Source organism: Arthrobacter sp. ov407 (assembly GCF_900102895.1).
Taxonomy (GTDB): Bacteria; Actinomycetota; Actinomycetes; order Actinomycetales; family Micrococcaceae; genus Arthrobacter.
Map to the genome: position 1 here is coordinate 49,193 of NZ_FNGD01000005.1, position 14,729 is coordinate 63,921.

Annotated in this window: 13 protein-coding genes; 6 read left to right on the forward strand and 7 right to left on the reverse strand. The window is 67.6% G+C overall.

The features are described from left to right. The first annotated feature begins 232 nt into the window (after positions 1 to 232). Positions 233 to 490: a hypothetical protein gene (locus tag BLS42_RS07665; protein ID WP_090578945.1), complete on the forward strand. Its 258-nt coding sequence runs from the start codon at positions 233 to 235 to the stop codon at positions 488 to 490. 23 nt (positions 491 to 513) lie between these two features. Here BLS42_RS07665 and BLS42_RS07670 read toward each other — a convergent pair whose 3' ends face one another. Beyond that, entirely contained in the window at positions 514 to 3,081 is a 2,568-nt protein-coding gene (locus BLS42_RS07670; protein ID WP_371129539.1) for an ATP-dependent DNA ligase, read from the reverse strand. Positions 3,082 to 3,190: 109 nt separating this feature from the next. On the opposite strand from BLS42_RS07670, the gene BLS42_RS07675 reads away from it, so the two are divergent. Beyond that, on the forward strand, positions 3,191 to 4,216 hold the full coding sequence (locus tag BLS42_RS07675) for a non-homologous end joining protein Ku (RefSeq protein WP_090578952.1): 1,026 nt from the start codon (positions 3,191 to 3,193) through the stop codon (positions 4,214 to 4,216). Positions 4,217 to 4,251: 35 nt separating this feature from the next. On the opposite strand, the gene BLS42_RS07680 is transcribed toward BLS42_RS07675, so the two are convergent. The 6 genes from BLS42_RS07680 to BLS42_RS07705 all read right to left on the reverse strand — a co-directional run bounded on the left by BLS42_RS07680 (position 4,252) and on the right by BLS42_RS07705 (position 9,866). Beyond that, entirely contained in the window at positions 4,252 to 4,539 is a 288-nt protein-coding gene (locus BLS42_RS07680) for a DUF7218 family protein (protein WP_090578955.1), read from the reverse strand. A 209-nt stretch (positions 4,540 to 4,748) separates the two neighbouring features. Next, positions 4,749 to 5,030 carry an HPr family phosphocarrier protein gene (locus BLS42_RS07685; RefSeq protein WP_090578960.1) on the reverse strand — a complete coding sequence of 94 codons (282 nt, stop codon included), beginning with the start codon at positions 5,028 to 5,030 and terminating at the stop codon, positions 4,749 to 4,751. A 72-nt stretch (positions 5,031 to 5,102) separates the two neighbouring features. Next, entirely contained in the window at positions 5,103 to 7,181 is a 2,079-nt protein-coding gene (locus BLS42_RS07690) for a PTS fructose transporter subunit IIABC (protein WP_090578963.1), read from the reverse strand. A 2-nt stretch (positions 7,182 to 7,183) separates the two neighbouring features. Continuing rightward, on the reverse strand, positions 7,184 to 8,170 hold the full coding sequence (locus BLS42_RS07695) for a 1-phosphofructokinase family hexose kinase (RefSeq protein WP_090578966.1): 987 nt from the start codon (positions 8,168 to 8,170) through the stop codon (positions 7,184 to 7,186). Further along, entirely contained in the window at positions 8,167 to 8,985 is an 819-nt protein-coding gene (locus tag BLS42_RS07700) for a DeoR/GlpR family DNA-binding transcription regulator (protein ID WP_090578970.1), read from the reverse strand. The genes BLS42_RS07695 and BLS42_RS07700 overlap by 4 nt, the downstream gene beginning before the upstream one ends. A gap of 617 nt (positions 8,986 to 9,602) precedes the next feature. Further along, positions 9,603 to 9,866 carry a DUF6458 family protein gene (locus BLS42_RS07705; protein WP_090578973.1) on the reverse strand — a complete coding sequence of 88 codons (264 nt, stop codon included), beginning with the start codon at positions 9,864 to 9,866 and terminating at the stop codon, positions 9,603 to 9,605. A gap of 272 nt (positions 9,867 to 10,138) precedes the next feature. On the opposite strand from BLS42_RS07705, the gene BLS42_RS07710 reads away from it, so the two are divergent. From BLS42_RS07710 to BLS42_RS07730, 4 genes are all read left to right on the forward strand, one after another. After that, positions 10,139 to 10,756 (forward strand): alpha/beta hydrolase, encoded by a 618-nt coding sequence (locus BLS42_RS07710; protein ID WP_090578976.1) that lies wholly within the window; start codon positions 10,139 to 10,141, stop codon positions 10,754 to 10,756. A gap of 194 nt (positions 10,757 to 10,950) precedes the next feature. Then, positions 10,951 to 11,235, forward strand: a complete 285-nt coding sequence (locus tag BLS42_RS20790) for a LacI family DNA-binding transcriptional regulator (RefSeq protein ID WP_218122081.1) — start codon at positions 10,951 to 10,953, stop codon at positions 11,233 to 11,235. Between the two features lie 316 nt (positions 11,236 to 11,551). After that, positions 11,552 to 12,295: an HAD family hydrolase gene (locus tag BLS42_RS07725; RefSeq protein ID WP_090578980.1), complete on the forward strand. Its 744-nt coding sequence runs from the start codon at positions 11,552 to 11,554 to the stop codon at positions 12,293 to 12,295. A 67-nt stretch (positions 12,296 to 12,362) separates the two neighbouring features. Continuing rightward, positions 12,363 to 14,693, forward strand: a complete 2,331-nt coding sequence (locus BLS42_RS07730; protein ID WP_090578983.1) for a glycoside hydrolase family 65 protein — start codon at positions 12,363 to 12,365, stop codon at positions 14,691 to 14,693. The last annotated feature ends 36 nt before the right edge of the window (positions 14,694 to 14,729 follow it).

Genomic DNA, 14,729 nt, shown 5'->3' on the forward strand with positions numbered 1-14,729 from the left:
GCCAATCCGCCAAATTCTTTTGCCCCGTTTCGCCGCGTGGTTACTGGGAACCGGCGATCCCTGCGGCGCCGCGCCCAAATTTTCCGCGCCAGCCCCCGCAAACGCGGGTTTTTGCGCGGGATTCGGGCCAAAGGCGAGCCCGCCGCAGCCGCTAGAGACATCCCATCCGTGCAGACCTACGATTGATGGACACTTCATTTCACAGCGGTTCATACAGCGGAAAGGAAGATCAATGGCGGATCATCAGTTCGGAGAAGAAATCGAGCCCGAGGTCGCGGGCCATCTGGCGCAGTCCATGGCTGAAGCCCCCGGACCGGAGACCCTGCACCATGCTCCCCCCGGGGCGGGTCAAGGACAGCAATGGCCGGACGGCAGCGGCAAGCAGCGTCACCCCAAGGACCGTGATACCGCCCGGGGGCGGCAAGGCCAGCAGGTGGCCACTGGAGCCATGCACCGGCAAAGCCGTCCGCAGATGCCCCACCACGACTAGCCCCATCACAACCGGCCCCATAACTAGCGGCCCGCGGCAGGGTCGACCACGACGTCGGCTGGCGTCTTGTCCAGACGCCAGCCACGCCACACCGGGTGCCGGAGCTTCCCGCTGCCGGTCCATTCCCCGAAAGTAACCTCGCCGACGAGTTTTGCACTCACCCAGTTGGCGTCTGCGGCGTCAGCGTCCGGCACATCCCGGAACGGGGACGTCTTCCGTGGCAGGGCGTCCAGTTGTTGCCTGAGTTCGGTGAGTTCACGGGTGCTGAAGCCGCTGCCCACCCGCCCCACGTACCGTAGCTTCGAGCCGTCCGGAATTCCCAGCAGCAGCGAGCCCACGGATTCCCGGCGCCCGCCCCTTCCGGGCCGCCAGCCGCCCACCACCACTTCCTGGGTCCGTTCTACCTTGAGCTTGAGCCAAGACCGGCTACGCTGGCCGACGTAGCGCCCGTCCGTGCGCTTGGCCATGACACCCTCCAGCCCCAGCTCGGCGACGCTTTCCAGGACGTGCGCGGCGTCGCCGTCGATCACGCCGGAGAGTTCCACCGGGCCGGCGGAAGGGCGGAAGAACTGCTCCAGCCGGCGGCGGCGCTCACTCAGCGGCAGGCGCCGCAGGTCCTGACCGGCGTCGAAGAGCAGGTCGAACAGCATCAGCCGCACAGGCGTCGACTCCTGCGCCCTGGCGACGTCGGCGGCCTTGCTGAGTTTCATCCGGCCCTGCAGCAGGCCGAAGTCGGGCCGGCCGGAGCGCCCAACGGCGATGATCTCGCCGTCGGCGACGAAGCCCTGCTCCGGCCAGCGGGACCGGTCCGTGAGCTCGGGGTAGGTCACGGACATGTCGATGCCGTTGCGGCTGATGAGCCGGATCTTCGTGGCATCGCCGATCACCAGGGCCCGCACCCCGTCCCACTTGAGCTCGATCTGCCAGTCCAGGTCCGGAAGATCCGCCAGCGTCCCGGACGTGGCCAGCATCGGGCTGAACCCGGAGGCATCGGGGACAGGCTCGGTGCCGGTGCCGGTGCCGGTGCGGGTGCCGGTTTCGGCTGCGCCCTCGCCCTCGCTCTCGACTTGGCCGTCGTCGTCGCCCTCGTCGCCCTCGTCGCCCTCGCTGTCCTCGTCGGCGTCGTCCGCTGTGCCAGACGGGCGCCGCCCGCCAGGGCGGGCTTTCGAACCCGCCGGGTCCATCAGGTGGATGAGCCATTGGTCATCGGCCTGGCCGGTATGGATCAGGGCGAACCTGCGGGGCCCGCCAAGACCGCCGTCCTCCGCGCCGGTCAGGGTGGCGATGACCTCCTTGCCCGCGACCCACTTTTCGCATTCGTAGTATCCGCGGTCCCAGATGCTGACCGTCCCGGCGCCGTACTGGCCCTTGGGAATGACACCCTCGAAGTCGGCGTAGTCCATTGGGTGGTCCTCGGTCTGGACTGCGAGGTGGTTCTTGGCCTTGCTGGTCGGGACGCCCTTGGGCAGAGCCCAGGACACCATCACGCCGTCGCGTTCCAGCCGGAAGTCGTAGTGGAGCCGGCTGGCGTGGTGCTCCTGGATGACGAACTTCTCCTGCCGTGTCCCGCCGTCGTCTGCGGCGTGGTGCCGTTCCGCCGTGAAGGGCTCTGGCGTGCCTGCCCGGTCCCGTTTGGTGCGGTACTTTTCCAGCCGCGGGTCGGTGTCGCCGCCGTCGCCAGCCTGCTCGGGAGACGTTTCAGCCCGCCCTCCGGGCAGACGGTCGGCCCCGTGGTCCGCCGTGTGGGCCGTTGCGGCTCCGGCGCCGTGCCAGCCGCCGGAGACGGGAGCGAACGGATCCTTGCCGGCTGCGACGCGCGTCATTACCTCCTGGAAGTCCAGGTGGTGCAGCGAAGGGGAGCTGAGTTCCCGCCAGGTCCGCGGTGCGGCCACCGTGGGCCTGAGCCGGCCGCGCAGCGAGTACGGCACGATGGTGGTTTTGGCGGCGTTGTTCTGGCTCCAGTCGACCAGCACCTTGCCGGTCCGCAGGGTTTTCTTCATGTCGCTGACTGCCAGATCCGGGTGGTCTGCTTCGAGCGAGCGGGCCAGTTCGTGGGCGAATTCGGAAATCTGGTCCGAGCTCTCGGACCCGTCCAGGGCCGCGTAGAGGTGGATGCCCTTGCTGCCGCTCGTCACGGGCACGGGATCCAGGCCCACGTCCTGCAGGATGGTGCGGGCCAGCTTGGCCACCTCCACGCACTCTGCCAGTCCCGCGCCTTCTCCGGGGTCCAGGTCCAGCACCAGCCGGTCGGGCGGCATCGCATTGCCGTGCGAGTCCACCCGCCACTGCGGCACGTGGATCTCCAGGGCCGCGATCTGGGCCAGCCAGGTGAGGGTGGCGGGGTCATTGACCAGGGGATATTGGATGGCCCGGTCCTTGTGCGTGATCGCGGCGCGGGGCACCCAGCCGGGCGTTGAATGGTCCAGGTTCTTCTGGAAGAACATTTCCCCGGGCGCGTCGGCGGTCCCGACGCCGTGGACCCAGCGCTTCCTGGTGGCCGGCCGGTTGCGGGCGGCGGGGATCAGCACCGGCGCGACGGCGGCGTAGTAAGCCAGGACGTCGGCCTTGGTGGTGCCCGTCTCCGGGTACATGATTTTTTCCAGGTTGGTGAGCACCAGTTCGCGTCCGTCCACCCGGACGCGCTCCTTACCGTTGGGCAAAACCCTTCACCTCCGCGCAACTGTGATGTTCACTTGATCCATGAGAGCCATCTGGAAAGGCGCAATAGCGTTCGGGCTGGTCAACGTGCCGGTCAAGGTCTACAGCGCCACCGAGGACCACGACATCAGTCTCCACCAGGTCCACAACGCCGACGGCGGCCGGATCCGCTATCAGCGCCGTTGCGAGGTCTGCAGCAAGATCATCGATTACGAGGACATCGACAAGGCTTATGAGGACGATGGCCGCACGGTGGTCCTGACCCGCGAGGAGCTCAAGTCCATCCCGGCGGAAAACAGCCACGAAATCGAAGTGGTCCAGTTCGTTCCGGCCGACCAGCTCGATCCCATGATGTTTGAAAAAAGCTACTACCTTGAACCCGACTCCAAGTCGCCCAAGGCTTATGTGCTGCTGCGGCGCGCCCTGGAGGATACGGACCGGGTGGCAATTGTGCAGTTCGCGCTCCGCGACAAGACCCGCCTTGGCGCGCTGAGGATTCGCGACGAGGTCCTGGTGTTGCAGTCCCTGTTGTGGGCCGACGAAGTCCGCGAGGCCAGCTTTCCCGCACTCGAAACCTCCATCCGGATCTCGGCGCAGGAACGCGAGATGTCCGCCGCCCTGGTTGATTCGATGGCCTCCGATTTTGAGCCGGACCAGTTCACGGACGACTACCAGGGGCAGTTGCGCCAGCTGATCGAGGCGAAGCTGGACAAGGGGGAGTCGCTGGATACAGAGGAGACCTTCGGTGCCCCTGCCGAGGCGGGCGAGGGCGAAGTGATCGACCTGATGGAAGCCCTCAAGCGCAGCATCGAGAAAAAGCGCGGCGGAGGGGGAGGGGCAGCGGAGACTCCGGCCCGGGCCTCCGGATCGGCGGCCAAGGCCGCCCCGAAGGCGGCCGCCAAGACGCCGGCGTCCAAGTCCACCACAGCCGCCAAATCCACGCCTGCCAAGACTGGTTCTGCCAAGCCTACGGCGGCCTCCAGGACTGGGGCTTCCAAGACTGCGGCGTCCAAGACTGCCGCGGCTTCCAAAGCGACGGCCGCGAAGACTGCCCAAAAGCGTGCCTAAGTTCGGAAGCTGGCTGGCGCCGTGGTCCACCCTAATCAGGAGTTCCGCAGGGCGGAGATGAGCTCGCTCTTCTTTTTGGCCGAGTAGCCCTTGAGGCCGATCTCCTTGGCGCGTTCCTTCAACTGCGGCACCGTCCAGTCCTCATAGTCTCCGGCCTTGCCGCCCTTGCGGCCGACCGAGGAACGGCCCTGCTTGGCGGCGGCGTTGGAGATCCTGGCGGCTTTTTGCTTGGAGGCACCGTCCTCGAGCAGCTTCTCGTAGAGCTCGGGGTCCTTGATGCTGGGGCTTTCTGAGCCGCGGGGCTCGCCCTTCTTCGTTGGCATGGCTGCGCGATCGTCTCCTTCGGCCGGGAACCACTTGGGCGGCGGCCCGCGGACGGTGCCGCCGGGATTCCAAACTAGCCGCGCCACCGGGCGGTGACAAGCTTTTACTAAGTTCACTGACAAAACGCGAAGGCCCGGCCGGCCCCTCATCGGGGGCGGCCGGGCCTTCTGATGCTGCCGGTGTTCCGGCGCGGGGCCGGAAGGTGAGCCTATTCGGCGTCGTGATCCGTCTCAAGGATCTGCACGAGACGGTCCAGTGCCGCGTCGGCGCCTTCGCCCTCGGCACGCAACACCACAACCTCGCCGTGGGAGGCGCCCAGGCTCATCAGCGACAGGATGCTGGCGGCGTCCATGGCCTCGTCCTCCGGCTCGCCCAGGCGGGCAATCGTGATGTCGAGGTTGTCGAACTCGCCTGCAGCCTCGGCGAAGATGGCGGCCGGGCGGGCATGGAGCCCAACGCGGCTGGCAATGGTGGCGTTACGTTCGGTCATTTCTGCTCCTTGAAGTCAGCTTGGGTGTTTATCAGCTGCGAGTATCTGCTTGGAAAATCGTCCTGGACTGGTTCAGGCGGCTACGGGAACAGTTTCCACCGTATCAACCTGCTTCTTGACTGCGAAGCGCTTGAGCCCGATCACGGCGAAGGCGCTCACGACGGTACCGACCGCGATCGCGACGACGAACATCAGGAAGTTATCGATCGCGAAGAAGACGAAGATTCCGCCGTGCGGGGCCTTCGATCCCACGCCTGCCGCCATCGAGATCGCACCGGTCACGGCACCGCCGAGCATGCTGGCGGGGATGACGCGGAGCGGGTCCGCGGCGGCGAACGGGATGGCGCCTTCGGTGATGAAGGAGGCTCCCAGTAGCCACGCGGCCTTGCCGTTTTCCTGTTCCGCCAGGCTGAAGAGCCTCTTGTTCAGCACGGTCGCAGCCAGTGCCATGGCCAGCGGCGGGACCATGCCGGCGGCCATGACGGCCGCCATGATCTGCCACGGTGCCTGGTTGGTGATGGAGGCTGCGCTCAGGCCGGCGACGGCGAAGGAGTAGGCAACCTTGTTGACGGGACCGCCGAGGTCGAAGCACATCATCAGGCCCAGGATGACGCCCAGGGCGATTGCGCTGGCACCGGTGAGGCCGGCCAGGAAATCGTTGAGCCCGACAGTGACCCTGGCGATGTAGGCGCCCAGGAACACGAACAACAGGCCCGACGCCACGAGCGACGCCACGAGCGGGATGATGACCACCGGCATCAGGCCGCGCAGCCAGCGGGCCACGGTGAGTTTGCCGATCGAGTGCGCCACGTAGCCGGCGATCAGGCCGCCCACGATGCCGCCGAGGAACCCTGCGCCCATGAAGACGGCGACGGCGCCGGCAACGAAGCCCGGGGCGATGCCGGGCCGGTCAGCGATGGCATAGGCGATATAACCGGCCAGCGCGGGCACGAGGAAGCCCAGGGACAGGGCGCCAATCTTGAAGAGCACGGCCCCCAGGTAGGCGCCCAGCGGGCCCCACGCCAGTTCCGGGTACACGGTGGGCAAGTTGAAGAGGCTGTTCTCCGCCAGGATCTTGTCCGCGAAGGCGGTGATGTCGTAGCCGCCCAACAGGAAGCCGAGGGCGATCAGCAGACCGCCGCCCGCCACGAACGGGATCATGTAGCTGACACCGGTCAGGAGGGCCTTCTTCAGCTTCGTGCCCAAGTGCTCGCCCTTTTCCTCGGCCTCGTGTTCGGCCTGCTCCTCGGCGCCGAAGTGCGGCACACGGCGGGCATGCGGGTTGTCCGCGGCGGCGAGTGCTTCCGCGACCATCTTGTCCGGCTCGTCGATACCGCGCTTGACCGGCGCGTTGATCACCGGCATGCCGGCGAAGCGCTCCTTGCCGCGCACGTCGACGTCCACGGCGAAAATCACGGCGTCGGCGGCAGCGATCACGGCGGGGTCAAGGGCCTTGGCGCCGGAGGACCCCTGGGTTTCGACCTGCAGCTCCACGCCGACCTCCTTGGCCGCGGCAACGAGCGAGTCGGCGGCCATATAGGTGTGGGCGATGCCGGTGGGGCAGGCCGTAACGGCGACGAGGCGCTTGGGCCCCTTGGCCTTCGCTGCCCCGGCACCTTCACCCGCGGCGCCCGCGGCCGCTGAGGCGGCGGCCGTGGATGCGGCACCGGTCGCTTCGGCAGGGGTGTGGGCCGCGGGCTTGTCCGCCAAGGCGGCGTCGACGAGCTCGACAATCTCCGCCTGGGAGGTCGCGGCGCGCAGGCTGGCCGTGAAGTCCTTCTTGATCAGCGACCGCGCCAGCTTCGAAAGCAGCTTCAAGTGGTCCTGGTCCGCGCCCTCAGGAGCGGCGATGAAGAAAATGATGTCCGCGGGCCCGTCCTTGGCGCCGAAATCGACCGGCTGGGACAGCCGGGCCATCGCCAGGGTGGGTTCGGTGACCGCCGTCGAGCGGCAGTGCGGGATCGCGATGCCGCCCGGCACGCCCGTGGCGGTCTTCGACTCCCGGGCAAAGGCGTCGGCGAAAAGGCCTTCGGCCTCGGTGGCGCGTCCGGTGGCTGCCACTCTGCCTGCCAGATGCCGGATCACGTCCTCGGGCGAGCTGCCCAGATTCTGGTCGAGCTCGACCAGTTCGGTAGTAATGAGCTGTGTCACTGTCAATCCTTCCGGAGGGCCGTGATGGTTACGGCATCAGGGGTGGTTTGGTTGACTGCCGGGACCGTGGAGCCAGGCAGGGAAGCGGCGGCGGCACCATGGGCCACCGCCTGACGGAGGCAATCGACCGGGGCGGCGCCCTGGCTGGATGCGAGCAGGTATCCGGCCAGCGAGGAATCGCCGGCGCCGACAGTGCTGACCGCGGTGACCGGCGGGTGCGTGGCCAGCCACGCGCCGTCGGCCGTCACAAGAACGGCACCCTTGGAGCCGAGGGTGGCCAGTACAGCACCCACTCCGGAGCGCACGACGGCGGAGGCGGCCGCTGCTGCAGCCTCCGGGTCCGCTTCGAGCTCCTCGGCGGATTTGTTCGTGGCGAAACCGGCTGCGGCAGCCAGTTCCACCAGTTCCTCGGCGTTGGGTTTCAAGAGGTCCGGTTTTCCCGAGGTGTCGCCGGAGACCGCTGCGGCGAGGGGTTCGCCGGACGAGTCGACGGCGACCCGAGGTGCGGCCTCGCCGTCGAACAGGGAACGCAGCCGCCGGGTGACGGTCGCGTAGAAGTCGGCTGGAACCCCGGGTGGGAGCGAGCCGGCCAGGACCACCCAGGCGGCACCGCGGGCGTGGTCCAGCAGCAGGCTGATCAGGGCCTCCTGCTGGTCCGCGCTGAGGACCGGTCCGGGTTCATTGATCTTGGTGGTGACGCCGCCGGGCTCGGTCAGGGCCACGTTGCTGCGCAGCGGCTCGCCAATCGGGAGGGCCGCGAACGGCACGTCGGTCTCCCGCAGGCCGGTGAGGACAGGGTCGGCCTCGGCGCCGGGGAGAACGGCGATTGTCTTGAGCCCCGAGGCGACGAGGGCGCGGGAGACGTTGACGCCCTTGCCTCCGGATTCCTGCCGGACGGAGATCGCCCGCTGAACTTCCCCGCGGAGAAGGGGGCCGGGCAGCGCCACGGTGCGGTCCAGGCTGGGGTTGGCGGTGAGGGTGACAATCAAGCGACCACCACCTCCACTCCGGCTTCCGCCAGGGCGTCGGTCAGTTCCCGGCTGGGTTGCGAGTCTGTGATCACGGTGTCCAGATCTTTCAACGAGGCGAACTGGACCAGCGTTTCCGCGTCCAGCTTGGAGGAGTCAGCCAGCACCACGATGCGGCGCGCTGATTGGACGAAGGCAGCCTTGACGGCGGCTTCTTCAGGATCGGGCGTGCTCAGCCCGAAGGCTGCATGGATGCCGTTGGTGCCGATGAAGGCGATGTCCGGGCGGATCCGGCGGGCGGCCTCGACCGTGGACTGGCCGACGGCGGCCTGGGTCAGGCCGCGGACTTTGCCGCCGAGCAGGTGCAGGGCGATCCCGGGTTCGCCGGACAGCCTGGACGCGATGGGCAGGGAGTGCGTGATGACGACGAGTTCGGCGTCGGACCCGGGGCCGGGCAAGCTGCCGGCTGCGGCGGCTCCGGCGGCCCGGGCGGACAGGAGTTCGGCGAGGGCCTCCGTGGTGGAGCCGGCGTCGATCAGGATGCTGCCGGTGAGGCCGGGGGGCATGAGGGCCAGGGCGGCCTCGGCGATCCGGATCTTCTCGGGCTGCCGCTGGACGGTCCGCTCGAGGATGCTCTCCTCCGTGGTGCTGAAGCGGTCCGGGGAAACCGCGCCGCCGTGCACCCGGCGGACGCTGCCGGCGGCTTCGAGCGCGGCGAGGTCCCGGCGGACAGTTTCGGTGGTGATGCTGAAGCGCTCGGCCAGGTCCGTGACACTGGCCCGCCCGCTGGCGTAGATGAGCCCCACGATCAGCTGCTGGCGTTCCTCGGCGAACACTTACCCTCCATTGCGTACTGCATCTGACTTGGTTTTTGTTCCTGCCCGGGCTCTTCTGCGGAGCCCGCCCCTACCGCCCCGGTGACTCCCGTCACATGAAGTGGAATTATTTGACTTTATCTTCGTTCCTGTTGGTTTGTCAATGAAAAACCACATGAACGCAGAAAGTTGGCGAGCGGCCGCGGGACATGTCCAGTGGTGGGGCCGGGGAATGGGCAGATTGGGATTATGTCCATGGCTCGCCCCGGGGGCTGGGCATGTGCCGCGCGGGAGCGTGGGGTGGCTGCGGGCCTGGTGCCGGGCGACATGTCCAGTGATCGGGCCGGGGAATGGGCAGATTGGGGTTATGTCCATGGCTCGCCCCGGGGGCTGGGCATGTGCCGCGCGTGGGGTGGCTGCGGGCCTGGTGCCGGGGGACATGTCCAGTGATCGGGCCGGGGAGTGGGCGGTTTGGGGTTATGTTCATGGCTCGCTCCGGGGGCTGGGCATGTGCCGCGCGTGGGGTGGCTGCGCCTGCGGGTGTGCGGCTTAAATGGCGGAAGCCGGGCCCGACCTCGAGGCCCGGCCCGGCTCCCGGGTCGTTGGATTCCACGCCGCGCAGGGGGCGCGGGTGGAACTTAGAGGTTCGCGTCGCGGCTCTCATTGCGGGTGATCGTCTCGCCCGTGTTCGGGTCCACGACCGTGCGGCTTTCGCTGACCCGGCGGGTGCGGCCGCGGCCGGGGGAGGCGAGGATCAGGGAAGCGATGAGTCCAACAACGCCGACCGCCATCAGGATGTAGCCGATCATGGCCTGGTTCACGTTGGGGATCAGGCCCGGGGCAACGGCCCAGGCAAGGATGGCGCCGATGGCAATGAGGAAGATTGCGGAACCGATTCTCATGACGTGCTCCTTGGTGTCCCGGGGGACGGATTGGTGATGCTAAGCATGCTGTCCAGCGTCACGCTACAACCCTGCCCCTGCTGTTTCAATGAAACGACCTCGGCGCCGGGATATTTCCGCATCGATTCGGGACATCGGCCCCGCTTTAAGACGGCCGCGCCGCGGATCTGAGGGCAGGAAGTCCGCTTCCGCTGCGGAATCCGGGGCCGGGCAGGGATGCAGCGCCAAATATGCTGCGCGGAGCACAAGGCGGCGCTGGATAGGCTGGGCCCATGGAGACGGTCGTCTGGTCAAAACCCGAACACGAGCGCGCCGGCACACCGCTGCTGGTGATGCTGCACGGCTACGGCACGGACGAGTCCCGGATGTCCAAGCTGTTTGGTTCCCTGCCGTCGGAGTTCAGTTGTGCCGCCCTGCGCGGGCCCAAGGACATCGGAGACCACCACGGCTGGTTCATGCTGGACTACTTCCTCACCCACGACTTTGCCGACGTCATCGCCTCCACGAACGCGGTCTTCGCCTGGATCGAGTCCGTCAAATCCCGGCACAGCAGCGTCAGCCTGTTCGGATTTTCGCAGGGGATGGCCATGGCCAGCACGCTTTTGCGGCTCCGGCCGGACCAGTTCCGCGCGGTGGTCGGGCTCTCGGGTTTTGTCCTGGACAACGAGCTCCTGGCCATGAGCGAATCCCTCACGTCCCGGCCGCCGTTCTTCTGGGGCAGGGACAGGGCCGACATCGTGATTAACGACGCCGCCGCCGAACACACCGAGGAATGGCTGCACCGGAACACCCAGCTCACGGCCCGGACCTACCCCGGCATGGGACATTCGATTTCGAAGGCCGAACTCGTGGACGTCAGCGCCTTCCTGCGGCACTATGTCCTGCGCTGACCAGGCGCTGACCAGCCATTGAGCGGGCGCCCAACCGCCGTCCAGCCGCGCCCTTAAACACTGGCCCGACATGGGACCATCCACTTGCATGCCAAATTTGTAAGCGCTTACAATCGACCTCGGCCATCAACACCGGGCCCACTACTTCGGGGGGAGAAAGGGCTGAGCCCGTGCCGCAGGCCAAGACCTCGCGCGTGAGAATCCAGGACGTCGCCGCGCTCTGCGGGCTCTCCATCGGCACCGTCTCCCGTGCACTCCGGCGGCTCCCCAGCGTCTCCGCGCAAGCCAAGGCTAGGGTCGGTGACGCGCGGCCCAGTTGGGCTACAAGGCCTCGTCGGCAGGGGGTTCGGTTTGTCAGCGCCGGAAAACGCGTCCACTATAGGAATAGACGATCATCAGATGAGTTGGTTCCTGGGCCTGACCATTATTGCCCAGCCAGTGGCCGACCAGGGCGCTTTCGCCGCCAACCTGGTGATTGAATGACTTCATCGCTCGGGACTTCCCAATCCGCCGCTTGCCAGTCCGCCGTCGCACCATCTGCTGGACACGAAACTGGTAGGGCGCACGAGCACGCGCCGCCGCTGATTCGGACGGTGCCCGTCACCGGAACGGCCCCAAACAGAGCAGCAAAGGCCGGCGCCGCCCTCGCAACGGAACGGCGCCGCCGCACCGGACAGCGCTTGGACCGACTGCCCGAGCTGACTGCCCCGAACTGCTTGCCCTGAACTGACTGCCTTAGACCAAGGCTTTGATCAAACCGTCTTGCCTGCCCGTTGTCTGAAAGGACTTTGACTCATGACCGTAGTTCCCGACACCTCCGGCCTCGCCGGTGCGCTCTCCGGCGCATCCGCCATCCTTTTTGACCTCGACGGCGTCCTGACGCCCACCGCGGTGGTGCACGAGCAGGCCTGGAAGCAGCTCTTCGACGGCTTCCTGGCCTCGGTCCCGGAGGCTGCGCCGTACCGTGAGAGCGACTACTTCGACCACATCGACGGCAAGCCGCGCTTCGACGGCGTCCGCGACTTCCTGGCTTCCCGCGGAATTGTGCTGCCCGAGGGTCCGGCGGACGACGAGCCCGCGCACGACACCGTCCATGGGCTGGGCAACCGCAAGAACAAGGTCTTCAACGACATCGTCGAGGCCGGCGGAGTCCAGCCCTACGAGGGGTCCGTCCGGCTTGTCGACGCCGCGCTGGCCCGCGGACTCAAGCTCGCCGTCGTCTCCTCCTCGCGCAATGCCCCTGCCGTGCTCAAGGCTGCCGGGCTCTCCGATTACTTCCCGGTGGTGGTCGACGGCGTCGTCGCCGTCACCCAGGGGCTGCCCGGCAAGCCCAGCCCGGCCACCTACGAATACGCCGCCCGGCTTCTGGATCTGCCGAGTCAGGAGTGCGTCGTGGTGGAAGACGCCGTCTCCGGCGTCCAGGCCGGCAGCGCGGGAGACTTCCGCTCGGTGATCGGCGTCGACCGCGGAGCCGGCCGGCAGACGCTGCTCGACGCTGGGGCCACGGTAGTGGTCAACGACCTCGCCGAACTGCTCTAGCCCGGGGCCCACCCGGCTCCCACCGCCCTGCTCACCGCCCACTCCCGCCGAAGGAACCCCCTAAACCATGGCTCTCATCACCTCGGACCGCGCCCGGTTCCCTAACGATCCCTGGCAGCTGGTCGAGACTGTCCACCTCCCCGGCAATGCCGGCACCTTGGAGACCCTGTTCAGCCTCGGCAACGGGCACCTGGGCATCCGCGGTGCGCACTGGGGCGCCGCTGACGCCGAACTTCCCGGCAGCTTCATCAACGGCTTCCACGAGACCTGGGACATCAAGCACGCGGAAAACGCCTACGGCTTCGCCCGCACCGGGCAGCGGATCCTCTACGTCCCGGACGCCAACAACTTCACCGTCATCATCGACGGCGAGCCGTTGAGCCTGGACGAGTCCACGGTGCTGGACTACCGCCGCTCGGTGGATTTCGCCACGGGTATCTACGAGTGCCGGATCACCTGGCAGTGCCGCTCCGGCGCGACCGTGACCACCACCGAACGCCGCGCTGTCGGCTACGAATCGCGCGGGGCGCTCGGCATCAGCCTCGAAGTGGCGGCGGACCGGGATATCTCCGCGGACGTCACGTCCTCTGTTATCAACCGCCAGGACCAGCCGGTGGAGGACCACTCCGCCCACGACCCGCGCCGCGCCGGCCGCCACGCCGGACGCGTGCTGCTGCCCCTGCGGCTCGACGGCGGGGACGGCTCCCTGCGCCTGTCCTGGGAAGCCTCGGAATCCAAGCAGCGGCTCGGGATGGCCGTGGACCACTGGACCTCGGCTGGGGTGCAGCCGTTCGACACCCTGGTGGACCAGGATGACAGCAGCGTCCGCTACGTGCTGGCCGTCAGCGCGGACGTACCGTTCGTGCTGGAGAAGAGCGTCAGCTACGCCGTGGGCCAGGCCGCCGAGGACCTTGCGGACAGCGCCGAAGGCAGCCTCAAGCCGGTCAGCGAGATCTTCACCCAGAGCGAGGACCACTACCGCGCCTACTGGAGCACGAGCGACATCGTGGTGGCGGGCCAGACCGAGCTTCAGCAGGGCATCCGCTGGAACCTCTTCCAGCTCGCGCAGGCCACTGCGTGCGCCGATGTGGCCGGCATCCCGGCCAAGGGCGTGTCCGGCTCCGGCTATGACGGCCACTACTTCTGGGACCAGGAAGTGTACCTGCTGCCCTACCTGACCTACACGAACCCGGGCAACGCCCGACAGGTCCTGGAATTCCGCCACGACCTGTTGCCTGAGGCGAAGATCCGCGCCAAGGAGCTCAGCGTGGACGGTGCCCTCTTCCCCTGGCGCACCATCAACGGACTCGAGGCCAGCGCCTACTACGCGGCCGGCACCGCGCAGTTCCACATCGCCGCCGCGATCGCCTTCGCGACCAACCGGTACATCTGGGCCAGCGGTGACACCGACTTCCAGGACACCCTGGGCTCCGAGCTGCTGATCGAGACCGCCCGGATGTGGGCCTCGCTCGGCTTCTTCGGCAAGGACGGGCTCTTCCACATCCACGGCGTCACCGGCCCCGACGAGTACACCGCCGTCGTAAACGACAACCTGTACACAAACGTCATGGCTCGCTTCAACCTGCGCGCCGCGGCGGCGCTGGACCACCCGGAGATCGACGACGCCGAACGCCAGTTCTGGGAGCAGGCCGCCAACCGCATGCAGGTGCCGTACGACGAAGACCTCCAGGTCCACTCCCAGGACAACGACTTCATGACCCTGGAACCGTGGGACTGGACCACGCCCCGGTCCAAGTACCCGCTCCTGCTGCACTTCCACCCGCTGGTGATCTACCGGCACCAGGTCCTGAAGCAGGCCGACACCGTGCTGGCCATGTTCCTGCAGTGGCAGGACTTCACCGCCGAGGAAAAGCGCCGGGCGTTCGACTTCTACGACCCCATCACCACGGGCGACTCCACGCTGTCCGCCTGCGTCCAGGGCATCATGGCGGCCGAGGTCGGCTACGGCAGGGCTGCGCTGGAGCACTTCACCCACGCCCTGTTCATCGACCTTGATGACACCCACGGCAACACGATCGACGGCGTCCACATCGCCTCCACCGGCGGGGTGTGGAGCTCACTGGTCAGCGGCTTCGCCGGGCTCCGGGACCAGGGCGCGGTGCCGTACTTCGATCCGCGGCTGCCTGCCGACTGGGACGGCCTCGAGTTCCACCTGAAGATCCAGGGCAGGCTCCTGCACATCGGGCTGGAACAGGATTCGATCAGCCTGACCGTGCGTGAAGGCGGGCCGCTGGAGATTGACGTGCGCGGGGAACTGCACACCGTCGACGGCGACCCGGTCCGGGTCCCGCTGGCGTCCGTCACGGCCCCGGAGCCGACCATCTTCGCCAGCGGCCTGCCGACGGCGTCGATCCCGGTGGTGCGCGCCGCGGTCTGAGGCGCCTATTACCCGGACGGTGCGGGCGTGCTGTTT